The sequence below is a fragment of the Pseudomonas fluorescens genome (assembly GCF_001307275.1).
Classification (GTDB): domain Bacteria; phylum Pseudomonadota; class Gammaproteobacteria; order Pseudomonadales; family Pseudomonadaceae; genus Aquipseudomonas; species Aquipseudomonas fluorescens_AA.
Genome location: NZ_CP012831.1, coordinates 5,728,132 through 5,750,026, shown reverse-complemented (window position 1 = coordinate 5,750,026; position 21,895 = coordinate 5,728,132). Strand labels below are relative to the sequence as shown.

The window sequence follows — 21,895 nt, the reverse complement described above, 5'->3', positions numbered from 1 at the left end:
GGACAGCGTATCTTGCAGTGACACGGGCGCCTTTATGGCTACCTGATATCAAACTCCAGGTATCGACATGTCCAGCACTGCAATCATTTCAATCATTGATGACGATGAGTCAGTTCGAATTGCATTGGATGGTTTGTTACGCTCCCACGGATATCGGGTTAAAACATATGCCAGCGCCCTGGATTTTTTATCTTCCTGCGAACTTGAAAACACGGCGTGCCTGATATCGGATATTCAAATGCCTGGCATGACGGGCATTCAGATGTACGATCGACTATCGACCCTGGGCATTCATCCCCCGATCATCTTCATCACCGGATACCCTGGCGTGCCCCCCCGTATCAGCGCCGGTACGCCCGAGCCGGTGGCGTTTTTCCCGAAACCCTTCGACTGCGCCGAATTGATCGCCTGCATCGAATCGGTACTGGCCCGGTCTGCTTGACTGCGTCGCGCCCTCATACCTTCGTATAGATCTCCCCTACCCAGGCATAGGCGCGATGACCTTATGTAGAAGTGTTAAACACAGGTCCTGCCAATAAGCTTCCCTACAGCGAACCGAAACTGAATGTGCTCGATGGCAACTCATTGCAGTCAGGCGCTTTTGGAGTACTTCGCGACACGGTCACGCTGAAACAGTTAAACAATTCAACGTATCGATTTTGTCTTCGGGAGCTCATCATGAAACAACATATTCTGGTTGTTGGCGCAGGTTTCGGCGGGGTCTGGAGCGCATTGAGCGCGGCCCGGCTGCTGGACCAACACGATCGTCATGACGTGCAGATCAGCGTCCTGGCCCCCCAGGCTGAACTGCGCATTCGTCCTCGTTTCTACGAGCCGGACGTCCATACCATGGCTGCGCCGCTGGGTAGTCTGTTCGACGCAGTGGGCGTGAACTTCGTACAAGGCTCGGCGAGCAGTATCGATGTCGACAACAAACGGGTGGGCTACGTGGATGCGTTCGGTACCCAGGGCACCCTGGGCTATGACCGCCTGGTGCTCGCGGCGGGCAGCCAACTGGTTCGCCCCGACCTTGAGGGCATGATCGAGCATGCCTTCGACGTTGATGAAATCGAACAGGCAAGCCGTCTCGAAGCCCATATCAAGTCGCTGAAACATCTGCCGGACAGCCCGGCCCGCAACACCGTGGTGGTGGCCGGCGGCGGCTTTACCGGGATCGAAACCGCCACCGAAATGCCCGCACGCCTGCGCGCCGTCCTCGGCGAGGATGCGGACATCCGGGTTATCGTGGTGGATCGCGGGCCGCAGATTGGTGCAGCGTTGGGCGACGGCATAAGCCCATCCATTGTCGAAGCGTCCGAACACCTGGGTATCGAGTGGATTCTCAACGCCTCGGTCGAATCGGTGGATGCCGGTGGCGTCACCCTGTCGAGCGGCCAGCGTATCGAGTCCCATACCGTGATCTGGACCGTGGGGTTCCGCGCCAGTCCGTTGACCCAGCAGGTACCCGCTACCCGCGATCGCCAGGGGCGCCTGCACGTCGATGCCAACCTGAAAGTCCTGGGCCAGAACGACATATTCGCCAGCGGTGACGTGGCCTACGCCGCCACCGACACGCTGGGCAACTATGCGGCGATGTCCTGCCAGCACGCCATCGCCCTGGGCCGCTATGCCGGCAACAACGTCGCGGCCGACTTGCTGGGTGTGGCGCCAATGGCCTACAGCCAACCCAAGTATGTGACCTGCCTGGACCTGGGTGCCTGGGGCGCGGTGTACACCGAAGGCTGGGATCGCCAGCTCAAGTTGGTCGGGCAGGAAGCCAAGGAGCTCAAGACCCAGATCAACACAGTGTGGATCTACCCGCCCGCGGCTGATCGCGCAACCGCCCTGGCCGCCGCCGACCCGTTGATCCCGGTAGCCTGAAAGCCGTTTCCGCCCCCGGCCAGTCCCTCCTTTCTGCGCCGGTCTTTCCCAGACGCCTGCCAACGATCCTTGGGCAGGCGTTTTTTTCCGGCGCTCTTCACCAAGCCAGCCTGAATATCGTCACTGCCCAGCAAAATCCGTATCAATGCCCGCCCACCGCCCTCCGTGCACAAGGTAAGGTAGGCAGAAATCATCCGGATCGAGGTGTGCCGTGGCGTCCTATTCCTTGCGTCAGCTGAAGTACTTCGTCACCACCGTCGAATGTGGCAGCGTCGCCGAAGCCTCCCGCAAGCTGTACATCGCCCAGCCGTCGATCGCCTCCGCCATCAAGGGCTTGGAAGACAGTTTCGGTGTGCAATTGCTCATTCGGCATCACGCCCAGGGGGTATCGCTGACGCCCGGTGGCGCACGCTTCTATCGCAAGGCCCAGGAGCTGTTGCGCATGGCCCGGGAGTTCGAGCAGAACGCGCTGGCCGATAACGATGTGGTCAGCGGGCAGATCGACATCGGCTGCTTCGAAACCGTCGCCCCGCTCTACCTGCCGCGGTTGATCGCAGGCTTTCGCGAGCGCTTCCCGGGGGTGGAAATCCGCGTGCAGGATGGCGAGCAACAGGAGCTGGTGCAAGGCCTCACGGGAGGGCGTTTCGACCTGGCGATTTTCTATGAACACGACCTCGACAGTACCATCGAGACCGAAGCACTGACGGCGCCGCAACGCCCCTACGCGTTGTTGCCGGCGGGGCATCGCTTCGCCGACCAGGCCCAGGTGTCGCTGCGCGACCTGGCCCTCGAGCCGATGATCCTGCTGGACGTGCAGCCCAGTCGCACCTATTTCGTGAGCATCTTCGAGGAGCTGGGCCTGACGCCCAACATTGTCTTCAGCTCGCCGTCCATCGAGATGGTGCGGGGCATGGTCGGCCAGTCCTTTGGTTTTGCCGTATTGGTGACCCGCCCGCACTCCACCTGCACCTACGATGGGCAACACCTGGTATGCGTCGACATCGCCGAGGACGTGACCGGTTCGGCACTGGTGGCAGGCTGGCTCAAGCGCGCGCACCTCACCAAACCGGCGCAGTTGTTTGTCGACTATTGCAAGGAACAGTTCAAGCAATGGCTGCCTTGAGCCACGGCAGGCCAGGCACAACTGCCCGCCCCGGCCTGTAAGTAAAACACCAACCCCGTGGCGAGGGAGCAAGCTCCCTCGCCACAAGGGATATGTCTAGCGAGCGGCCCAGGCGTTGAAGCGTTGTTCCAGTTCCTCGCCATGGTCGACCCAGAACTCCGCGTCCACGGCTTGGGCTTCAGCCAGGTTGGCCTCGGCGGTGGGCAACTGTTCCTGTACCGCCGTCGGCAACAGCGCCAGTGTCTTGCGGTGCACCGGCCCATAAGGGATGTTTTCCGAAAACACTTTCTGGGTCTGCGGCTGGCTGGCAAAGGCAATGAACTGCTCGGCCAGGGCCTTGTTCGGCGTGCCCTTGACCACCGCCCAGTACTCCGGATCGTACAGGCTCTGCGGCCAGACAATGCTCAGCTTCATGCCTTCCTTTTGCGCCGAAGCGATGCGGCCGTTGTAGGCGGCGCTCATCGCCACATCCCCCGCCACCAGCCACTGCGCCGGTTGCGCGCCGGCCTCCCACCACTGGATATTCGTCTTGATCTGGTCGAGTTTGGCGAAGGCCCGGGACACACCTTCGGGCGTGTTCAACACCTTGTACAAGTCTTGCGCCTTGACCCCATCGGCTAGCAACGCGATTTCCAAGGTGTACTTGGCACCCTTGCGCAGGCCGCGCTTGCCCGGGTACTCGGCCACGTTCCAGAAGTCCGCCCAGGACTTGGGTGCCTTGGCGAGCTTGCTCTGGTCATAGGCCAGGACCATCGACCACACGTAGGTGGCGACCCCACACTCATTGAGCGCTCCCGGCACATAGTTCGCCGGGTCGCCCAGGCGCCCCAGGTCAAGCTTCTCGAACAGCCCCTCTTCACAACCACGCAACAGCTCGGGGCTCTCCACTTCGACCACGTCCCAGCTGGTATGGCCGGCTGCGACCATGGCCTTGATCTTCGACAACTCACCGTTGTATTCGCCGGCCACGATGTTTCCCGCACCGCTGGCATTGAAAGGTTGGAAGTAGGCCTTGTCCTGGGCCTGCTTGGTGGCGCCGCCGAAGGAAATCACGGTCAGGCTCTGTGGCGCGGCCAGGACACTGGTACTCAGCAACGCCAGGGCACACGCAATATTGCAACGCAAGGATCTGGACATGAAGCGGTTCCTCGAAAATACCGGCTCGCCCGCACGAGCCGGTGACGGGACTCAAAAGTGACCGTAAATACGGGCGGCAAGGTCTACAGCAAAGGCTCTTGTCGGCCTGTTCATGGGTGTCGCCTGGCTGACCGCGAGGAATCTCCTTCCATTGAAATCGTCCTCCTCAGGCACCTTGCGGTCAGCAATCATTGGGTTCACAGAGATAGCTCGCCAGCCGATCCATCAAGCGGTCGCAGGCAGCCATTTGTTCAACGCTCACGTATTCGTCGGGCTTGTGCCCCTGGTCCATGCTGCCGGGGCCACAGACCACCGTCGGCACCCCGGCCTGATGGAACAGGCCGCCTTCGGTGCCAAAAGCGACGGTGCTGAAAGCGTCGCTGCCGCACAGCCGTGCAACCAGTTGGGCGGCCGCGCTGTCCGGCGAAGTGGCCAAGCCCGGGTAGGCCGACAACGGTTCGAAGCGGATCGCTGTATCCCCCGCCACCGCCTGCATTGCCGGCAGCAGGGTCTGCTCGGCATAACCTTGCAATTGCTCAGCCACCACGAGGGGATCGAAATCCGGCAAGGCGCGTACCTCGAAATCGAAACGACAGTCCGCCGGGACGATGTTCAGCGCCGTGCCGCCGTGGACCACCCCGACCTGCACTGTGGAAAACGCCGGGTCGAAGCGCGGGTCGTGCCGCGAGGGTTCGGCCAGTTGCGCGCCGATCTCGCCCAACCGCCCGATCAGGCGCGCCGCCTGTTCGATAGCGTTGACCCCGTAAGGCGCATAGGCCGAATGGCAAGCCGCCCCTTTGACATGGCAACGCATGGCGAGCTTGCCTTTGTGGCCCAGCACCGGTTGGAGTTCGGTGGGTTCGCCGATCAGGCACAGCGCCGGTTGCGCAATACGCTGCGGCAGCACTTCCAGCAAACTGCGCACGCCCAGGCAACCCACCTCTTCGTCATAGGAAAACGCCAGGTGCACCGGTCGCCGAAGCGGGCTGGACAAGAACACCGGCACCGCCGCGAGCACCGAGGCCAGGTATCCCTTCATGTCCGCCGTGCCGCGCCCGAACCATTTACCGTCCATCTCGGTCAGGCAGAACGGCTCGACCGTCCAGGCTTGCCCGTCCACCGGCACCACATCGGTGTGCCCGGACAACACCACGCCACCGGGCAGCGCCGGGCCAATGCTCGCCAGCAGGTTGGCCTTGGTTCGCTCGGCGTTGTAGATCAGCTCGCTGTTCACACCCAGCCCTTGCAAGTAGTCGCGCACGAACTCGATCAAGGCCAGGTTCGAATCGCGGCTGACCGTGGCAAAGCTCACCAGTTCGGCAAGCAGCGCGCGACTGCGCAGCTCACTCATCACCCGGCACTCCATAACTCGGCGCCAGGGTCGGGTTGAGCGCGCGGGTCAGGTAATCCTGCAATTGCGGCTGATAGGCGAGCCAGAGTTTTTCCAGCTCGCCGATGGGATTTTCCTCGGCCCAATCCACCCGCAGATCGACGATGGGCCAGGTCAGGTCATCGACCACCGACAGCGCCGCCGAATGCACCGCCCCGGCCTCCCCGCCCGCCGCCTGCCCGGCCTGCAACGCGCTCATCAAACGCGACGCAAGACAACCACCGCCCTGCTCGAAGGCCGTGACCATGGCCTCGATCACCCCAGCGTTGGCCAACAGATTGCCGGCCGCCACGCATTGCTCACCGGCCACTGCGTTGTGGGTGCCCAGGGTATGCTCGCCGCTGAAAATCGCCGTGCGGCCCTCGGCATCGATCACCGCCACTTGCCGGTATTGGCTGTAGCCGTTGCGCGCCAGGGTCCGCTCCAGTGCCGCTTGCGCCGCCAGGCCACCCGCCAGTTCATCGAGAACCTGCGGGCCCAGGGCCGGCAGGGTAATGTTCTGGCTCGACACCGCGCCGACGCCCGCGCGCAACCAGGGGCAACGGGCGCCGACGGCAATGCTCGAGGAACTGATGGCGATGCCCAACTGGCCGGTTTCGGCACAGCGTCCAACGATGGAAAAGGTCATGTTCCGTTCCTTATTCAGGGATCACCGCGATCACGTCGATTTCCATCAGCCACTGCGGCTGGCCCAGGGCACTGACCACCAAGCCGGTGGAGATCGGAAACACGCCCTTGAGCCACTTGCCGACCTCCTGGTACACCGGCTCGCGATAGCGCGGGTCGATCAGGTACGTCGTGGTCTTGACGATGTGGCTCAGGTCGCTGCCGGCCTCTTCCAGCAATTGCTTGACGTTGCGCATGGCCTGCTCGGCCTGGGCGCGAGGATCGCCGAGACCCACCAGCTGACCATTGAAATCGGTACCGACCTGACCACGCACGTAGACGGTGTTGCCGGCTCGTACGGCCTGGCACAGGTCGTTGTCCAGCGTCTGGTTCGGGTAGGTGTCCTTGGTGTTGAACATGCGAATGCGCGTGTGAGTAGGCATCAACGAACTCCCGTGAGACTGGTTTTCGAACGGTGTGAATCGCTGTCGAGTGCCGGGGCCTGGCGTTGGGCAGCATCTTGATAGGTGAGGTAAATGCGTTGCTTCACGATGTGGTCGGCAATATGCCGGGCGTCATGCCAGACACCCCAGATGAACGCCGAGCCCCGTCGCGACAGCCAGGGCAAGCCGACGAAATACAGGCCCGGTTCACTGGAAACGCCACGCTGATGCCGAGGCTTGCCATTGGCGCCGAGGGCATCGACTTTCAGCCAGCTGTAATCCACCGAGTAGCCGGTGGCCCAGATGACACTGGTCACGCCGGCGGCGACCAGGTCCAGTTCCAGAATCGGTTGGGTCAGGCATTGCGGATCAGGCAGCCGGTGGCGAGCTTCAGGTTCGGGCGGCAGGTCCAAGCCGTTGCGGGCGATGTAGGCGTCGGCGGCATCCAGCAGCGCCAGGTAGTTTTCGTCGCCGCGGGCGATGTTTTCGGCCAGATTCGGTTCAAAGGTCACCACGCTGCCATTGAACGATTTCGTCAGCCCCACCAGGGTGATGCCCTCGTGGGCCAACCGGCGAAAATCCACGGTATGGCCACCACGGGCACCGCTCACCGCGATGGTGACGTGCTCCTTGCCCGGCTGGACCGCCTCCGCATCCCACTCGCCCAGCACGCCCAGCCACCAGCAGAAATCGCGGTTGCGATAGGCCCGGGGCGGACGATCGTGGGCCCCCACCGAGAGATAGACCTGCTTGCCGGCGCGCTGCAGTTCATCGGCGATCTGCACCCCCGATGACCCGGCGCCCACCACTAACACAGCCCCCTCGGGCAATTGCCCGGGGTTGCGATACTGAGCCGAGTGAAGCTGGGTGACCGTTGCCATGTCCGGCGCAATCGGTGGAATCACCGGCCGCTGGAAGGGCCCGGTGGCGACGACCACGTGGATCGCTTCGATCAGGCCGTCGGAGGTTTCAACGGTGAAGCCCGGACGCCCGATATTGCGCTCGACGCCCCGGACCTCCACGCCAGTACGGATCGGTGCGTTGAACTGGCGGGCATAGGCTTCGAAGTAATCGGCCACCTGGTCCTTCGTCGCGAAGGCATCCGGGTCGAGCCCTTCGAATTCCAACCCCGGAAAGCGGTCGTGCCAGGCCGGCCCGTTGGCCACCAGCGAATCCCAACGAGCCGTGCGCCAGGCCTCGGCAATGCGGCTGCGCTCCACGACAAGATGAGGCACGCCTTGTCGGCTCAAGTGCTCACTCATGGCCACGCCGGCCTGGCCGGCGCCTATAACAAGCGTATCGATGCGTAGGGTTTCAACAGGCATGTCTGTGCACTTCCGGCATTAGGTTTGATTCAGGCCGGCATGGCGCCGCCTCGGGTTCGGTTTTCTTGTTGTTCTGCGGTTGCGGTTATCGGGATGAGGTGTCGAGGCGATTGTGTTGGCAGGCGGGGATTTGCGAAACGAGGGTTTTTGTCGTTGCTGGGAAGGAAAAAAATGGGCTACTGCCCGAGCGTGATGCCCAAGGGAACAAGGCGAGTCTTGTTTGGACCTGAGGTATGCGAAACCTGTGGCGAGAGGGAATGCCTTTGTGGCGAGGGAGCTTGCTCCCGCTGGGCTGCGCAGCGGCCCCAGACCCGTTACCGAGATCTCTCAGGCTGATTGCGTTCAGCTTTTAGGCTGCTGCGCAGCCAGCGGGAGCAAGCTCCCTCGCCACAAGAGCGGTTTAGCGGTGTGGCAAGAAGGTCGATGCACGCGGTAGGCGCCACCCCTGACATCCACACCCTGGAGAGGGGATGCCTTTGTGGCGAGGGAGCTTGCTCCCGCTGGGCTGCGCAGCGGCCCCAGCCCCGTTACCGAGATCTTTCAGGCGGATTGCGCTCAGCTTTTAGGCTGCTGCGCAGCCAGCGGGAGCAAGCTCCCTCGCCACAAGAGCGGTTTGGCGGTGTGGCAAGAAGGTCGATGCACGCGGTAGGCGCCACCCCTGACATCCACATCCTGGAGAGGGAATGCCTTTGTGGCGAGGGAGCTTGCTCCCGCTGGGCTGCGCAGCGGCCCCAGCCCCGTCACCGAGGTCTCTCAGGCAGATTGCGCTCAGCTTTTAGGCTGCTGCGCAGCCAGCGGGAGCAAGCTCCCTCGCCACAAGAGCGGTTTAGCGGTGTGGCAAGAAGGTCGATGCATGCGGTAGGCGCCCCCCTGACGTCCACATCCTGGATAGGGAATGTCTTTGTGGCGAGGGAGCTTGCTCCCGCTGGGCTGCGCAGCGGCCCCAGACCCGTTACCGAGATCTGTCAGGCGGATTGCGTTCAGCTTTTAGGCTGCTGCGCAGCCAGCGGGAGCAAGCTCCCTCGCCACAAGAGCGGTTTGGCGGTGTGGCAAGAAGGTCGATGCACGCGGTAGGCGCCACCCCTGACATCCACACCCTGGAGAGGGGATGCCTTTGTGGCGAGGTGCGGCACAACGGGCTTATTCCGCCACGACGCCGGCCTGGAAATCGGCGATCTGTTGCCACATCGCCACGGGGTTGGAGTACATCGGGAAATGCCCGCAATCGGCGATCGACGCCAGCCGGATGCCTTCGGCCTGGAGGTGCGACAGGTAGGACAGCGAGGCATTCTGCTCGCCGAACATAAACATCCTCGGGCACGGCAAGCCGAGAAACTTGCCCATCAGGTCGGCATTGTCGGAGAGCTCGACCATGGAGTGGAAAATCCCCGGCACGGCACCGGCGCGGACCTTATGCCTGAGACTCGCCGAATAAAGACCACTGGCGTAGGCCGGCGCGTGGCGGGCACGCTCGATGAAGGCGGTGAAAAACGCCTCGGGATCGCCGCTCGGATAGTCCACGATCTGTCGACTGAGGAAACAGTCTTCCGGGGCCACGTTGCCTTCGATATCGACAAAGCTGAGCACCCGGCCAGGGAAGTGATGGGCCAGCATCAGTGCGGTCAACCCGCCCATGGAATGGCCCACCAGATGGAAGCGTTCGATGTCGAAATGCGCCAGTACCTGCAAGGCCGTTTCCAGCAGGAACACAATGCTGATCCGGGAAAGGTCGGCGCACTGGGTTTCGCCGCAACCCGGAGCGTCATAGGCGACAAACGGATGACCATTGAATGCCGGGTGCAGCACGATGTCGGCATAGTCTTCCTTGGTCGAACCAAATCCATGCAGGAACAGGATAGGGGCACGCTCGCCCTCACGCCGCAGAGTGGCGACGTTCAGTGCAACACCCTCCACGGTCAGGGGGAGTTTCAGTTCAGAGAACATTTCGACTGGGGGCACGTGAGTCATTCCTTGAGTGAACAGAGTATGCCAGGACGCATTGCCGGCAATCAGGCTCGCAATGTCGGGGCAATCCAGGGTTGTGTAAATTCCTGATTCGGGATTGCCTTGATATGCCAAACCTATCGATCAACCCTCTGTTCGTCCCCGCCCCTGCAAACGTGCCACCACCTCCTCCACCAGCGGATTGAGCCGTCCGGCATTCCAGGCCACGGCGGTGGTCACGACGTTGAGCTTCTGGCTGAGTGGTCGGAACACCACGTTCTGCGGCGCCATTTTCTTCAACGACGCCGGCACCAGCGCAATGCCCTGGCCATAGCTGACGAAGGCAATTTGCGAGGCAACGGAGCGCACTTCATGCAGTACCCGAGGCGAAAAGCCGCTGGCCCGGCAGGTCGCGATCAGGTTATCGAAGTACACCGGGCTGACCTTGCGGGAAAACATCACCAAGGGCTCGGTGGACAGGCTCGACAGGCTGATCCGTGTCCGCGAAGCCAGGGGATGATCGCTGGGCAAGGCCACCACCAGGCGATCTTCCCTCAACGGCAATGACCTGATCGAATGGCCCAGGTCCCCGTCCAGCCGGGCGAAGGCCAGGTCGATGTCTCCGGCTTCCAATGCCGGCACGGCTTCGACACTGTCGATCTCCCGGACAGACACGGTGAGGTGCGGATGCTCGGCCTTCAGTTGCTCGATCAACCCTGGCAACACATCGAACATGGCGGTGGAGATCGCACCGATGGTCAGCATGCCCGACTGCCCCGCCACGGCTTCTTCCACGGCCAGTTCCAGGCGCTCCAGTTGATCAGCGAATTTACGCACCGCCGGCAGGATCGCCGCCCCCACCGGGGTCAGTTGCGCCCCACGTCGCGAACGCTCGAACAACTTGACCTTGAGCGCCTGCTCAAGCACCTGGATCTGCTCGCTCAGCGGTGGCTGGGACATGCCCAGGCGCTTGGCCGCGCGCCCGAAATTCTGTTCCTCGGCAACCGCCAGGAACAGCCAGAGATGACGAATCAAACGGAAATTGATCATGGGCGATCCATAGGTTCAGCGTATCTGTGGGTTACGTGATCAGTAATATACCTATGAAACTTCCTCCTCGACACTGGGCCCCTCCGCCACCTTTGGGATTTGCCCATGAATGCTATGAGTTTGCTGGACCGCTTGGCGGCGCTGGACACCAACACGGTGTCCGACGCCCTGGATTTCCTCGGGTTGCCGGGAGCCACCGTTGGGCTGCGCCCACTATGGAATTGCCCGAAGATCGTCGGCCGCGCCAGCACCGTGCTGCTGGCCGCTAAATCCGACAACGTCCCCACGGTCCATCTGATCACCCCGGTGGTGGAGCAGATCGACAGCGATGATCGCGTCTTGGTGATCGCAGGTGGAATCGAAGGCGTCTCTTGCTGGGGCGACATTCTCGCCAACGCCGCGGTCGGCAAGCAGGTGCGCGGTACGGTGATCGACGGTTTCAGCCGCGACATCGACGGCAGCGAAGCCATTGGCTATCCGGTGTTTGGCCGCGGCGTGACCATGGTCAGTGCCCGCAACCGCGTCATTCAAATCGACGCGGCAGTGACCATCCCCGTCGCTGGCGTCGATGTCAGCGAAGACGACTTTGTCATTGCCGACAACTGCGGGACCGTCTTCATTCCCCAGACCCACATCGACAAGGTGCTCGACCTGGGCGAGCGCATCGCCCGCCGCCAGGACGGCATGGTCGAGGCGGTGCGCAGCGGTCGCTCGGTCGCCGAAGTGATGCATGACACCCAGTTCGAAGCCATCCACGTGGAGCACTCCTGATGAACCTTGAAGATAAAAGCCTGGTCGCCTTGTTCGAAGGCCTGGACACCCCAGGCATCTCCGACGCACTGGATAAACTCGGCCTGCCCGGCCAATGCCTCGGCGTAGCGCCCCTGGACAACTACAACCAAGTCATCGTCGGGCCGGCATTTACCGTGCAATACGTCTCGGCCAGCACTCCGCCGGGCACGGTGGGCGACTTCATCGAAGACGTGGCTGCTGGCGACGTGGTGGTCATCGACAATGGCGGCCGCACCGACTGCACCGTGTGGGGCGACATCATGACCCAGTACGCAGGCTCGCGGCAGATCGCCGCCACCGTCATCGACGGTGTCTGCCGTGACGTGAACAAGGCCCTGGGCGACGGCTATCCGATCTTCAGCAAAGGCCGCTTCATGCGCACCGGCAAGGACCGCGTGCAGGTGCAGTCGGTGAACCAGCCGGTGTCCATCGGCACCGCCCGGGTCTGTGCCCGTGACATCGTGGTCGCCGACGCCAACGGCGTGGTGGTCGTCCCCCGTGACCGGGCCGCGGAAGTGGCGGCCTGCGCCCGGCAGATCGAATCGGTCGAAGCCGACATCCGTGCCCTGATCGCCCAAGGCAAGACCTTGAAAGAAGCCCGCGCCGCACTGGGCTACCACAGCCTGCAGAGGAAAGTCTGATGACCACGCTCCTGTTCCCCAAGGATTTTCACGCCCGGGCCAAGGTTTTGGGCAGCTCGACCCTGTATGAAGCCTGCCACCAGCCCTGCGCGGTCGACAGCGCGATCCGCCCGGTCTGGGACGGTGCCTTCATCGCTGCACCCGCTTACCCACTGGAATGCTCGCCGGGTGACAACCTGGCCCTGCACCTGGCCATGGAACGCGTACCCCGTGGCAGCGTGCTGGTCGTGGGCACGGGTAGTTTCATCGCCGGCTACTGGGGCGAAGTGCTCACCGTGGCGGCTGAAACAGCGGGCGTGGTCGGCCTGGTCATCGATGGTGGCGTGCGCGACATCGCGGCGCTGAAAAGACGCCGGTTCCCGGTGTTTGCCCGCGGCATTTCGGTCAAAGGCACGGTCAAGGCCAGCGCGCCGTCGGTGGGCCAGCCGTTCAATTTCAACGGTGCCCATGTTGCCCAAGGCGACCTGGTGGTGGCCGACGAAGACGGTGTGATCATCATTCCCAAGGCGGATGTCGCACGAACCCTGGCCGAAGGCGAAGCCCGCGCCAACAAGGAAGCCCAGATGATGCAAGCGTTGACCGAAGGCCGCTCAACCTTGGAACTGATGAACCTGACCGAGTGGAGAACCCGCGCATGAGCGTCGACATCCAACGACTGAATCGGCGCCTGGCGCGTGCGCAATCCTCGGCGACCTATCGGATCATGGACCGGGTGGCCGAACGTCGCGCACAGGGGGCGAAGATCATTTCGCTGTGCGCCGGCGAGCCTGATTTCGATACGCCCAAGCACATTCGCGAGGCGGCGATCGAGGCCATCGGACAGGGTCACACCCGCTACACCCAGGTCGCCGGCGTACGGTCCCTGCGTGAAGCCGTGGCCGCCAAGTTCCGCCAGGAAAACGGCCTTGACGTCACCTGGCAGGACACCCTGGTCTGCAACGGTGGCAAGCAAGTCATCTACAACGCCCTGGCCGCGACCCTTGACGAGGGGGATCAGGTCATCGTGCCGGCGCCCTATTGGGTCAGTTATCCGGAGATGGTCCAGCTCTGTGGCGGCGAGTCCCGGATTGTCACCTGCGATGCCGACAGCGGCTTCAAGTTGACGCCCGCCGCGCTGGATGCGGCGATCACCCCGCAGACCCGCTGGTTGATCCTCAACTCGCCGTCCAACCCGACCGGTGCGGTGTATAGCCGGGAAGAACTGCAAGCCCTGGCCGACGTGTTGCTGGCCCATCCTCACGTGCTGATCCTGGCGGACGACATCTACGAGCATTTGATCTTCGATGATCAGGTGTTCTATACCCTTGCCCAAGTCGAACCACGGCTGGCTTCGCGCACCCTGACCATGAACGGGGTTTCCAAGGCCTATGCCATGACGGGCTGGCGCATCGGGTTTGCCACCGGGCCACGCTGGCTGCTGGAGGCCATGGAAAAACTCCAAGGGCAGCAGACTTCGGGCGCCAGCTCAATCTCCCAACAAGCAGCCTTGGCTGCATTGGACGGCCCCAAGGACTTCATTCGCGAAAGCCGTGCCGTGTTTCAGCGTCGTCGCGACTTGATGGTGGCGCTGCTGAATGCCACGCCGGGTCTTGCCTGCGCAAGCCCGGGTGGCGCCTTCTATGCGTTCGCCTCCTGTGCCGGCTTGATCGGCCGGACCTCATCCGGAGGACGGGTGCTGCACACCGATGAAGATGTCGCTCACGCGCTGCTCGATGAAGCAGACGTGGCAGTGGTACACGGCAGCGCGTTCGGACTTGGCCCTTACATTCGCATTGCCTACGCCCTGGATGATGCGTCCTTGCGCCAGGCCTGCGAAGCGATTCGCGGATTCTGCGATGCACTTCGCTGAACCAGGATCAAACGGTGGGCACAGACTCGGATCGTAATGGCCAGCTCAGTTCAACCGCGCCGGAAACGCCTTGAGCTCCAGCTTTTCCATCACCAACGCAATGAACGCCGAGACCGCCAGCGGCAATTGGCGCCGGCTCGGATAGAGCACATTGAGGCCGAAGCCAATACGCTGGTACTGCGGCAACACACGTACCAGCCTTCCAGCGTCCAGGTCCACGCTGCTCAGCGCCGAGGGCAGCACGGCGATGCCCAGGCCCGCCACGGCAGCCTTGCGCAACGCTTGAGCGGTGTTGGCGTTGAAGCGGCTGGGAACCTGCACCTCTTCCTCGGTGCCGTCCGGGCCGATGAGCCGCCAGTGACTCAAGCCGCTGGGATGGGCAAAGGCCACGCTGTCGTGGTGAGCCAACTCCTGCAGCGAACTCGGCGCACCGCGCTTGGCGATGTAGGCGGGGCTGGCGACCATCCCATCACCTTCGTTCTTGATGAGTTGGCGCCCGACATACCCGGAGTCCTGTAGCGCACCGCCGCGAAAGGCCACGTCGATGCGGTCGGCAATCAGGTCGACTTTGGCATCGCTGAGCACGAAATCAAGCTGCACCCGAGGATGCGCGACGAGAAAGTCGGCCACCCATTGCATCGGGAAAAAATCGAAGAAATCCGCCATCGCCGCGATACGCACCAGGCCACTGGGTTCATCGCTGCCCTTCATCAGTTCCTGCCCCGCCTCGGTCAGCCCATCCACGGCGCTGACGCAGCGTTCATAGAACCCCTGCCCCACCTGAGTCAGCGTGAGTTTGCGAGTGGAGCGTTGCAACAGTCGCTTCCCCAATTGCGCCTCCAACTGCTGGACCCGCCGGCTCACGGTATTGGAAGGCATGCCCAGTCGCCTGGCTGCTTCGGCAAAGCTGCCGCTGCGCACCACCTGGACAAACAGTGCGACATCATTCAGATCGAGCATCAGGTCGCGATTCCTTCATTTTTTGGATGAGTTCAATCCGATTGTATCGACTAATCAATCTATTGCCAGGCACTTATCCTTCTCGCATCGAGGCCACCAACGCTCAAGAATCCGAGGTCATCCATGAACAGCATCGTCGCAGCGCCACCGCGTACCATCGTCCACCGCACCCGGGGCAACCGCCACGGGCCGATCACGCGCCTCATGAGCCCGGGCGACCTCGGCCAACTCTGCAAGCCCTTTGTGTTTCTCGACCTCTTCGCTTTCACGGACAACGTCATGCCAAAAGGTTTCGGCATGCACCCCCACTCCGGTATCGCCACGCTGACCTACATGATCGACGGCCAGGTGACTTACGAAGACACCACCGGTCAATCGGGCGTGTTGCCCTCCGGCGGCATGGAATGGATGCACGCAGGCAATGGCGTATGGCATGACGGCAGGCCAGTGGAGGGCTCGCCGATCAAAGGCTTCCAGCTTTGGGTCGCGCTGCCGGCCGATGAAGAGAATGCCCCGGCCCACAGTGTCTACCTGGCGCCCTCCGCTATCCGCCGGGAGGGTCCGGCGCTGGTGTTGCTCGGCCAACATGGCGCGGCTCGCAGCAGCGTTGCAGCCCCGGCGGGCATGAACTACTTGGCTGTGCAATTGAAAGACCAGGAACGCTGGCGCTATACGCCACCGGCTGGGCACACCGTTGCCTGGCTGGCGGTCAACGACGGCAGCCTCGACGCTGGCGGCAACGTCAATGCCGGGGAAATGGTGGTGTTCGAAGAATCCGGCGGAGCCATCGACATCGTTGCCCAGGGCGCGACCTCCTTCGTGCTCGGTTCGGCGGTCAAGCATCCCCACGACCTGGTGATGGGCTACTACTCCGTGCACACCAGCAAAGCCGCACTGGAAAAAGGCGAGAAGGAAATCCAGCGCATCGGCACCGTTTTGCAGCAAGAGGGTCGGCTGGCCTAGCCGCTCCTCGACTCAACCCTGATCCACTGTCCGAATCCCATAGAGGTGAACATCATGACCAACATCGGTCTCGACCTTCTGCTGTCCCGCGCCCAGGTCGGCAAGCTGTCCCTGAAAAACCGCATGATCATGGCGCCGATGACCCGCAGCCGCGCAGGAACAGGCGATGCGGCCACGGCCCTGATGGCCGAGTACTACAGCCAACGCGCCAGCGCCGGCTTGATCATCAGCGAAGGCTCCCAGGTGTCGGCCCAGGGCAAGGGTTACCTGAGAACGCCGGGGATTTTTACCCCTGAGCAAATCACCGGCTGGAAACAGGTGACCGACGCGGTCCATGCCGAGGGTGGGCAAATCTTTTTGCAGCTCTGGCACGTGGGCCGTCTGTCCCATCCCCTGGTGCAAGTCAACGGCGCCCAACCGGTAGCACCCTCGGCGATCAAGGCCGATGGCGAGATCTACACCCCCGAAGGCCTCAAGCCTTATGAACTGCCACGGGCGCTGGAACTCGACGAGATCCCGGGCGTGGTCGCCGACTTCCGCCAGGCCGCTGTCAACGCGAAGCTGGCTGGCTTCGACGGCGTAGAGATCCACGGTGCCAATGGCTACCTGATCGACCAGTTCCTGCGTGACGGCACCAACCAACGCACCGATGCCTACGGCGGCTCGATCGAGAACCGCGCGCGTTTCCTCAAGGAGGTGGTCGAGTCGGTGATCGAAGTCTTCGGGGCCAGCCGGGTGGGCGTGCGCCTGTCGCCGATCTTCAGTTATTTCTCGATGAGCGACAGCAACCCGCAGGCGACATTCGAATACGCAGCCCGGATGCTCAGCCGTTATGGCCTGGCCTACCTGCACATCGTGGAACTGGGTGAAGGCCCGTTCGACTTCCTCGAACTCAAGCGCCGCTTCGGTGGCCCCTACATTGCCAACGGCGGTTACAGCGCGGAACGTGCGGGCAATGCCATCGGTCGTGGCGAAGCGGACCTGGTGGCGTTCGGAACGCCATTCCTGGCGAACCCGGACCTGGTGGAGCGCTTCAAACAGGGTGAGGCGTTGAACACACCCGACGCAGCGACCTTCTACCAAGGCGAAGAACGGGGCTACACGGATTATCCGACCCTGGCCGAAGCCCGGGCGCAATGATCCAGGAGACGTGAGCCAGCAAGACGCAAAGCAGGGCTTGCGACGCCCTGCTCTTGCCTCGACTAAAATTGTACAAATTCACATTTTCTTGTACAAAAAACTTTCAAATGTATAACTCCTGAAGTAGGCTTCAAAACTTGTACAGAAACAGTTTTCTGTACAATATTTCGGAGCCTAGCATGTCCGCCTATCTCCAGCGTTTCGCCCAGGCTTTCGCCAAGCTGGACGCCAGTCGCCTCGGCGAGCTCGATGAGCTCTACAGCGTCGACATCCATTTCCAGGACCCGTTGCACCGGATCGAAGGCCTGACCGCCTTGCGCGAGTACTTTGCGCAGTTGTATGCCAACGCCCATGACGTGCGCTACGACTTCCACGCGTTCGATGAGGTCGCTCCCGGTGAAGGTTATCTGCGCTGGACCTTGCACTTTCGGCACCCACGCCTGGCAGGCGGCGCCCCCATTGCCTTGCAGGGTTGCAGCCATTTGCGCTGGACCGACCGTGTCTACCATCACCAGGATTTCTTCGACGCCGGCGCCCTGCTCTACGAACACCTGCCGTTGCTGGGACCGGCGGTCCGCTGGCTCAAGCGGAGGCTGGCATGAGCCGCATCTGGCTGACCGGGGCCAGCAGCGGCATTGGCGCGGCCCTCGCGGCACAGTTGCTGGAACAAGGCCATCACCTGGCATTGAGCGCACGCCAGGCAGAACCCTTGCAGGCGTTGGCGGCCCGCTATCCAGACCAGGTGCTGGCACTGCCGGGCGACCTGACCGACCCGCGCCAGGTCGCCCTGGTCTGCCAGCAGATCGAGCGTGAATGGTTGGCGCTGGACGTGGTGATCCTCAATGCCGGGACCTGTGAATACCTGGAATCCGGGCATTTCGACACCCACCTCGTCGAGCGTGTCATCACCACCAACCTGCTCGGTACCAGCCATTGCCTGGAGGCGGCCTTGCCCTTGCTACGCCGGGGCCAACGCCCGCATCTGGTGGTGGTGGGCAGCGCGGTCACCTGGCTGGCCCTGCCGCGTGCCGGGGCTTACGGAGCCTCGAAGGCGGCATTGCGCTACCTGGTGGAATCCCTGCGTATCGACCTGGCCGCCGAAGGCATCGACGTCACTCTGGTGAGCCCCGGTTTCGTCGATACCCCGCTGACCCGGCGCAACGACTTCCCCATGCCCATGCGCTGGTCAGCGCAACAGGCGGCACGGCATATCGCCCGGTGCTTGCCGGCACGGCCGCTGGACATCGCATTTCCCTGGGCCTTCACCGCCGTTCTACGCCTGCTCGGACAGTTGCCCGCCCGCTGGCGGCTGGCCCTGGGCCGGCGCCTGGCACGCCCCAACAAGGAATCTTGAGACATGCGCATCGCAATCATCGGCAGTGGCATTTCCGGGTTGACCTGCGCCTACCTGTTGAACCGTCGCCATCAGATCACCCTCTTCGAGGCCGACGACCGGATCGGGGGCCACACCCATACCGTGGAGGTCGATTGGCAAGGCCGACGCTATGGCGTGGATACCGGTTTCATCGTGTACAACGACTGGACCTACCCGAACTTCATTCGCCTGCTGGACCAATTGGGTGTCGCTTCGCGCCCTACGGAAATGAGTTTCTCGGTGCATGAACCGGCCACCGGGCAAGAATACAAGGGCCACACCTTGCGCAGCCTGTTCGCCCGCCGGCGCAACCTGCTGTCACCCGGTTTCTGGGGCATGCTGCGAGACATCCTGCGGTTCAACCGGCAGGCGACAGCCGATCTGCAGGCGCAACGCATCGACGCTGCCACGCGGCTCGGTGACTACCTGCACAGCCACGGTTACGGCCAGCGTTTCATCGATCACTACATCGTGCCTATGGGTTCGGCGATCTGGTCGATGTCGCCGGCCAGGATGCTGGAGTTTCCGCTGCAGTTCTTCGTGCGCTTCTGCCACAACCACGGTCTGCTGTCAGTCAACCACCGTCCGCAATGGCGCGTGATCGAAGGCGGCTCTTGCGGTTATATCACCCCGTTGTGCGCCGGGTTCCGCCAGCACATCCGACTCGACTGCCCGGTGCAACGCGTCAGCCGGGACGCCAGCGGGGTCAGCGTGACCAGCGCAGTTGGCATCGAGCACTTCGATAAAGTGGTGTTCGCCTGCCACAGCGACCAGGCCCTCGCCCTGCTCGAGGCTCCCAGCGCCGAAGAGACCGAGGTCCTCGGTGCCTTGGCCTACGCCAGCAACGAAGTGCTGCTGCACACCGATACCCGACTACTGCCACGGCGGCGCCAGGCCTGGGCAAGCTGGAACTACCGCCTCGGTGGACCACCCCAGGCACCGGCCGCGCTGACGTACAACATGAACATCCTCCAGGGCCTGGACGCGCCGGTGACCTTTTGCGTGAGCCTGAACCAGAGCGATGCGGTCGACCCGGCCCTGGTGCTTGCACGCTTCGATTACGCCCATCCCCAGTACAGCCTCGCCGGCGTCGCCGCACAGGCCCGCCAGGGTGAGTTGCAAGGGCAGCGGCACAGCTATTTCTGCGGAGCCTATTGGGCCAACGGTTTTCATGAAGACGGTGTGGTCAGCGCACTCCACGTCGCGGAGCATTTCGGAGAGCACCTGTGAACAGCAGCCTGTGTCGCGGCTGGATCGACCATCGGCGTCATGCCCCACGCGTCCACGCCTTTCGTTATCCGATCGGCATGCTGTACCTGGACCTCGCCGAACAGCAGCACGTGCTGGGCCTGTCGCGCCTGCTGCGGCCATGGACCCTGGCGCCGCTGTGCTGGCGCGAGCGCGATTACCTGCCGGCGCGCACCCATCTGGGCGTGCCCCTGGTCGACGCCGTGCGCGAGATCCTCGCCGAAAGCCTGGGCACGGCTCCGCAAGGTGCGATCCACCTGCTGACCCAGCCACGCAGTTGGGGCCTGTCGTTCAACCCGGTGAGTTTTTATTTCTGCCACGAAACCGACGGACGCCTGTCGGCGATCCTCTGCGAAGTGCGTAATACCCCATGGCGCGAACGTTACCACTATGTGCTGCCCGTGCGTCCGGGCGAACCCCAGGCGTTCCGGGTGGCCAAGGCGTTCCATGTTTCACCGTTCCTGCCCCGGGACATGGACTATCGCATGCGTTTCCTGGTCCAGGACGCCAGTATCCGTGTGCACATGGAGAACTGGCGCGCCGGGCACAAAGTGTTCGAGGCCCACCTCGCGCTCGAGCGCCAGCCTCTCGATGGCCGGTCGCTGCGCCGTCATGTCCTGGCCTTCCCATGGATGAGCCTGCGCACTGTCAGCGCCATCTACTGGCAGGCCCTGCGCCTGCTGTTCAAACGCACACCCCTGCACGCACACCAGGCCAGCCAAGGCGACCTGAGTATTGGCGAAACCGCCCACAAGGACTCCGACCATGCCCGAACCCACCCTGAGCGTCACTAAGGCCAGCAGCTCCTGCCTGTTCAACGGCGGCTTCTTCAAGCAGGCCGTGCTCGGCCAATTGCGCCGCCTGCGTCACGGCCACCTGTGCCTGACGGTCGATGGCGCGCCGTTGAGCTTCGGCGACCTCGCCAGCCCGTTGGTGGCCGAGGTCGAGATTCTCGACGACGCGGCCTGGGGCATGGTCGCCGGCAACGGTTCCATCGGTGCTGGAGAGGCTTATATCCGCGGCTACTGGCGCAGCACCGACCTGACCGCCGTGACACGCCTGTTCGTGGCCAACCTGGAAGTGCTCGACGCCATGGACAGCGGCCTGGCTCGCCTCAGCCGCCCGCTGATGCGTGGCTTGCACTGGCTCAACCGCAACAATCGCAAAGGCTCGCGGCGCAATATCATGGCTCACTACGACTTGGGCAATGAGCTGTTCGAGCGACTGCTCGATCCCACCATGATGTATTCCGCCGCGCTGTTCGAAAGCCCCGAACAGAGCCTGGAAGACGCCCAGCGCAACAAACTGGAACGCATTTGTCGCAAGCTTGACCTGCGCCCCGGCGACCACTTGCTGGAAATCGGTACGGGCTGGGGCAGCCTCGCCATCCATGCGGCGACACACTACGGTTGCCAGGTCACCACCACGACCTTGTCCGACGAGCAGTACCGCCATACGCTGCAGCGTGTCGAGGCGCTGGGCCTGCAAGCGCGTGTCCAGGTGCTGCGCCAGGACTACCGCGACTTGCAGGGACGCTACGACAAGCTGGTGTCCATCGAAATGATCGAGGCGGTCGGGCATCGCTACCTGCCTGAGTATTTCCGCTGCTGCGCCGCACGACTCAAGGATGATGGTTTGATGTTGCTGCAATCGATCACCATCCGTGACCAGCGCTATGCCCAAGCCCGGCGCTCGGTGGATTTTATCCAACGCCATGTCTTTCCCGGCGGCGCCCTGCCATCGCTGTCGATCCTGTTGAACACCGCCAGCACACAGACGTCACTCAACCTGCTGCACCTCGAGGATTTCGGTGCACACTACGCCCGTACGCTGCGGCACTGGCACGAGAACTTCCGCCAATCGCGCCAGGCTTTGTCGGAGTTGGGCTATGACGAAACCTTCCAGCGCCTGTGGGAGTTCTACCTGTGCTACTGCGAAGGGGGATTCCAGGAGCGTGCCATCGGCGTTGCCCAGTTGTTGTTCGCCGGTCCCGCCGCCCGCCCGTCGTTCCTGCCGGAACAACGGTAA

General features: G+C 62.9%; 22 protein-coding genes. 14 read left to right on the top strand and 8 right to left on the bottom strand.

Annotated elements, in window-relative coordinates:
- The first annotated feature begins 67 nt into the window (after positions 1–67).
- The 3 genes from AO356_RS25445 (at position 68) to AO356_RS25435 (ending at position 3,004) form a co-directional block, all read left to right on the top strand.
- Positions 68–442, top strand: coding sequence for a response regulator transcription factor (locus AO356_RS25445; RefSeq protein WP_060742139.1), 375 nt, complete (start codon positions 68–70; stop codon positions 440–442).
- Between the two features lie 236 nt (positions 443–678).
- Entirely contained in the window at positions 679–1,881 is a 1,203-nt protein-coding gene (locus AO356_RS25440; protein WP_060742138.1) for an NAD(P)/FAD-dependent oxidoreductase, read from the top strand.
- Between the two features lie 211 nt (positions 1,882–2,092).
- Positions 2,093–3,004 (top strand): LysR substrate-binding domain-containing protein, encoded by a 912-nt coding sequence (locus AO356_RS25435; protein ID WP_060742137.1) that lies wholly within the window; start codon positions 2,093–2,095, stop codon positions 3,002–3,004.
- 96 nt (positions 3,005–3,100) lie between these two features.
- Here the strand turns inward: AO356_RS25435 and AO356_RS25430 are convergent, their stop codons facing one another.
- From AO356_RS25430 to AO356_RS25400, 7 genes are all read right to left on the bottom strand, one after another.
- On the bottom strand, positions 3,101–4,141 hold the full coding sequence (locus tag AO356_RS25430) for an ABC transporter substrate-binding protein (RefSeq protein ID WP_060742136.1): 1,041 nt from the start codon (positions 4,139–4,141) through the stop codon (positions 3,101–3,103).
- A 181-nt stretch (positions 4,142–4,322) separates the two neighbouring features.
- Complete coding sequence (gene argE, locus AO356_RS25425) at positions 4,323–5,492, bottom strand: acetylornithine deacetylase (protein ID WP_060742135.1); 1,170 nt, start codon at positions 5,490–5,492, stop codon at positions 4,323–4,325.
- Positions 5,485–6,159 (bottom strand): DUF1028 domain-containing protein, encoded by a 675-nt coding sequence (locus AO356_RS25420; RefSeq protein ID WP_060742134.1) that lies wholly within the window; start codon positions 6,157–6,159, stop codon positions 5,485–5,487. The genes argE and AO356_RS25420 overlap by 8 nt, the downstream gene beginning before the upstream one ends.
- A gap of 10 nt (positions 6,160–6,169) precedes the next feature.
- Entirely contained in the window at positions 6,170–6,580 is a 411-nt protein-coding gene (locus AO356_RS25415; RefSeq protein WP_003201555.1) for a RidA family protein, read from the bottom strand.
- Positions 6,580–7,905, bottom strand: a complete 1,326-nt coding sequence (locus AO356_RS25410; RefSeq protein ID WP_060742133.1) for a flavin-containing monooxygenase — start codon at positions 7,903–7,905, stop codon at positions 6,580–6,582. The genes AO356_RS25415 and AO356_RS25410 overlap by 1 nt, the downstream gene beginning before the upstream one ends.
- 1,140 nt (positions 7,906–9,045) lie before the next feature.
- On the bottom strand, positions 9,046–9,849 hold the full coding sequence (locus AO356_RS25405; protein ID WP_060742132.1) for an alpha/beta fold hydrolase: 804 nt from the start codon (positions 9,847–9,849) through the stop codon (positions 9,046–9,048).
- 144 nt (positions 9,850–9,993) lie between these two features.
- A complete protein-coding gene (locus AO356_RS25400; RefSeq protein ID WP_060742131.1) occupies positions 9,994–10,899 on the bottom strand; it encodes a LysR family transcriptional regulator in 906 nt (301 codons plus the stop codon).
- A gap of 105 nt (positions 10,900–11,004) precedes the next feature.
- On the opposite strand from AO356_RS25400, the gene AO356_RS25395 reads away from it, so the two are divergent.
- Genes AO356_RS25395 through AO356_RS25380 form a run of 4 tightly spaced genes read left to right on the top strand, consistent with a single transcriptional unit; the run spans position 11,005 to position 14,181 of the window.
- Positions 11,005–11,670 carry an RraA family protein gene (locus AO356_RS25395; protein ID WP_060742130.1) on the top strand — a complete coding sequence of 222 codons (666 nt, stop codon included), beginning with the start codon at positions 11,005–11,007 and terminating at the stop codon, positions 11,668–11,670.
- A complete protein-coding gene (locus tag AO356_RS25390) occupies positions 11,670–12,332 on the top strand; it encodes an RraA family protein (RefSeq protein WP_060742129.1) in 663 nt (220 codons plus the stop codon). Before AO356_RS25395 ends, AO356_RS25390 begins: the two co-directional genes overlap by 1 nt.
- Entirely contained in the window at positions 12,332–12,970 is a 639-nt protein-coding gene (locus AO356_RS25385) for an RraA family protein (RefSeq protein ID WP_060742128.1), read from the top strand. Before AO356_RS25390 ends, AO356_RS25385 begins: the two co-directional genes overlap by 1 nt.
- Positions 12,967–14,181 carry a pyridoxal phosphate-dependent aminotransferase gene (locus AO356_RS25380; RefSeq protein WP_060742127.1) on the top strand — a complete coding sequence of 405 codons (1,215 nt, stop codon included), beginning with the start codon at positions 12,967–12,969 and terminating at the stop codon, positions 14,179–14,181. The genes AO356_RS25385 and AO356_RS25380 overlap by 4 nt, the downstream gene beginning before the upstream one ends.
- A 45-nt stretch (positions 14,182–14,226) precedes the next feature.
- Here AO356_RS25380 and AO356_RS25375 read toward each other — a convergent pair whose 3' ends face one another.
- Positions 14,227–15,141 (bottom strand): LysR family transcriptional regulator, encoded by a 915-nt coding sequence (locus tag AO356_RS25375; RefSeq protein WP_060742126.1) that lies wholly within the window; start codon positions 15,139–15,141, stop codon positions 14,227–14,229.
- A 123-nt stretch (positions 15,142–15,264) separates the two neighbouring features.
- Between AO356_RS25375 and AO356_RS25370 the strand changes: the two genes are divergently transcribed.
- From AO356_RS25370 to AO356_RS25340, 7 genes are all read left to right on the top strand, one after another.
- The gene (locus AO356_RS25370) at positions 15,265–16,104 is read left to right on the top strand and encodes a pirin family protein (RefSeq protein WP_060742125.1); all 840 of its coding nucleotides are present in this window, start codon (positions 15,265–15,267) and stop codon (positions 16,102–16,104) included.
- A 54-nt stretch (positions 16,105–16,158) separates the two neighbouring features.
- Positions 16,159–17,244 (top strand): alkene reductase, encoded by a 1,086-nt coding sequence (locus tag AO356_RS25365; protein WP_060742124.1) that lies wholly within the window; start codon positions 16,159–16,161, stop codon positions 17,242–17,244.
- A gap of 179 nt (positions 17,245–17,423) precedes the next feature.
- Positions 17,424–17,846 (top strand): nuclear transport factor 2 family protein, encoded by a 423-nt coding sequence (locus AO356_RS25360; RefSeq protein ID WP_060742123.1) that lies wholly within the window; start codon positions 17,424–17,426, stop codon positions 17,844–17,846.
- A complete protein-coding gene (locus tag AO356_RS25355) occupies positions 17,843–18,598 on the top strand; it encodes an SDR family NAD(P)-dependent oxidoreductase (protein ID WP_060742122.1) in 756 nt (251 codons plus the stop codon). Before AO356_RS25360 ends, AO356_RS25355 begins: the two co-directional genes overlap by 4 nt.
- 3 nt (positions 18,599–18,601) lie before the next feature.
- Complete coding sequence (locus tag AO356_RS25350; protein WP_060742121.1) at positions 18,602–19,849, top strand: NAD(P)/FAD-dependent oxidoreductase; 1,248 nt, start codon at positions 18,602–18,604, stop codon at positions 19,847–19,849.
- Entirely contained in the window at positions 19,846–20,661 is an 816-nt protein-coding gene (locus tag AO356_RS25345) for a DUF1365 domain-containing protein (protein WP_060742120.1), read from the top strand. Before AO356_RS25350 ends, AO356_RS25345 begins: the two co-directional genes overlap by 4 nt.
- Positions 20,633–21,895, top strand: coding sequence for an SAM-dependent methyltransferase (locus AO356_RS25340; RefSeq protein WP_060742119.1), 1,263 nt, complete (start codon positions 20,633–20,635; stop codon positions 21,893–21,895). Before AO356_RS25345 ends, AO356_RS25340 begins: the two co-directional genes overlap by 29 nt.

Excerpts from the sequence above, each read along its gene's own strand:
- AO356_RS25445 (WP_060742139.1), top strand. The coding sequence starts at position 68 with ATGTCCAGCACTGCAATCATTTCAATCATTGATGACGATGAGTCAGTT.
- AO356_RS25440 (WP_060742138.1), top strand. The coding sequence starts at position 679 with ATGAAACAACATATTCTGGTTGTTGGCGCAGGTTTCGGCGGGGTCTGG.
- AO356_RS25430 (WP_060742136.1), bottom strand. The coding sequence starts at position 4,141 with ATGTCCAGATCCTTGCGTTGCAATATTGCGTGTGCCCTGGCGTTGCTG.
- argE (WP_060742135.1), bottom strand. The coding sequence starts at position 5,492 with ATGAGTGAGCTGCGCAGTCGCGCGCTGCTTGCCGAACTGGTGAGCTTT.
- AO356_RS25420 (WP_060742134.1), bottom strand. The coding sequence starts at position 6,159 with ATGACCTTTTCCATCGTTGGACGCTGTGCCGAAACCGGCCAGTTGGGC.
- AO356_RS25415 (WP_003201555.1), bottom strand. The coding sequence starts at position 6,580 with ATGCCTACTCACACGCGCATTCGCATGTTCAACACCAAGGACACCTAC.
- AO356_RS25410 (WP_060742133.1), bottom strand. The coding sequence starts at position 7,905 with ATGCCTGTTGAAACCCTACGCATCGATACGCTTGTTATAGGCGCCGGC.
- AO356_RS25405 (WP_060742132.1), bottom strand. The coding sequence starts at position 9,849 with ATGTTCTCTGAACTGAAACTCCCCCTGACCGTGGAGGGTGTTGCACTG.
- AO356_RS25400 (WP_060742131.1), bottom strand. The coding sequence starts at position 10,899 with ATGATCAATTTCCGTTTGATTCGTCATCTCTGGCTGTTCCTGGCGGTT.
- AO356_RS25395 (WP_060742130.1), top strand. The coding sequence starts at position 11,005 with ATGAATGCTATGAGTTTGCTGGACCGCTTGGCGGCGCTGGACACCAAC.
- AO356_RS25390 (WP_060742129.1), top strand. The coding sequence starts at position 11,670 with ATGAACCTTGAAGATAAAAGCCTGGTCGCCTTGTTCGAAGGCCTGGAC.
- AO356_RS25385 (WP_060742128.1), top strand. The coding sequence starts at position 12,332 with ATGACCACGCTCCTGTTCCCCAAGGATTTTCACGCCCGGGCCAAGGTT.
- AO356_RS25380 (WP_060742127.1), top strand. The coding sequence starts at position 12,967 with ATGAGCGTCGACATCCAACGACTGAATCGGCGCCTGGCGCGTGCGCAA.
- AO356_RS25375 (WP_060742126.1), bottom strand. The coding sequence starts at position 15,141 with ATGCTCGATCTGAATGATGTCGCACTGTTTGTCCAGGTGGTGCGCAGC.
- AO356_RS25370 (WP_060742125.1), top strand. The coding sequence starts at position 15,265 with ATGAACAGCATCGTCGCAGCGCCACCGCGTACCATCGTCCACCGCACC.
- AO356_RS25365 (WP_060742124.1), top strand. The coding sequence starts at position 16,159 with ATGACCAACATCGGTCTCGACCTTCTGCTGTCCCGCGCCCAGGTCGGC.
- AO356_RS25360 (WP_060742123.1), top strand. The coding sequence starts at position 17,424 with ATGTCCGCCTATCTCCAGCGTTTCGCCCAGGCTTTCGCCAAGCTGGAC.
- AO356_RS25355 (WP_060742122.1), top strand. The coding sequence starts at position 17,843 with ATGAGCCGCATCTGGCTGACCGGGGCCAGCAGCGGCATTGGCGCGGCC.
- AO356_RS25350 (WP_060742121.1), top strand. The coding sequence starts at position 18,602 with ATGCGCATCGCAATCATCGGCAGTGGCATTTCCGGGTTGACCTGCGCC.
- AO356_RS25340 (WP_060742119.1), top strand. The coding sequence starts at position 20,633 with ATGCCCGAACCCACCCTGAGCGTCACTAAGGCCAGCAGCTCCTGCCTG.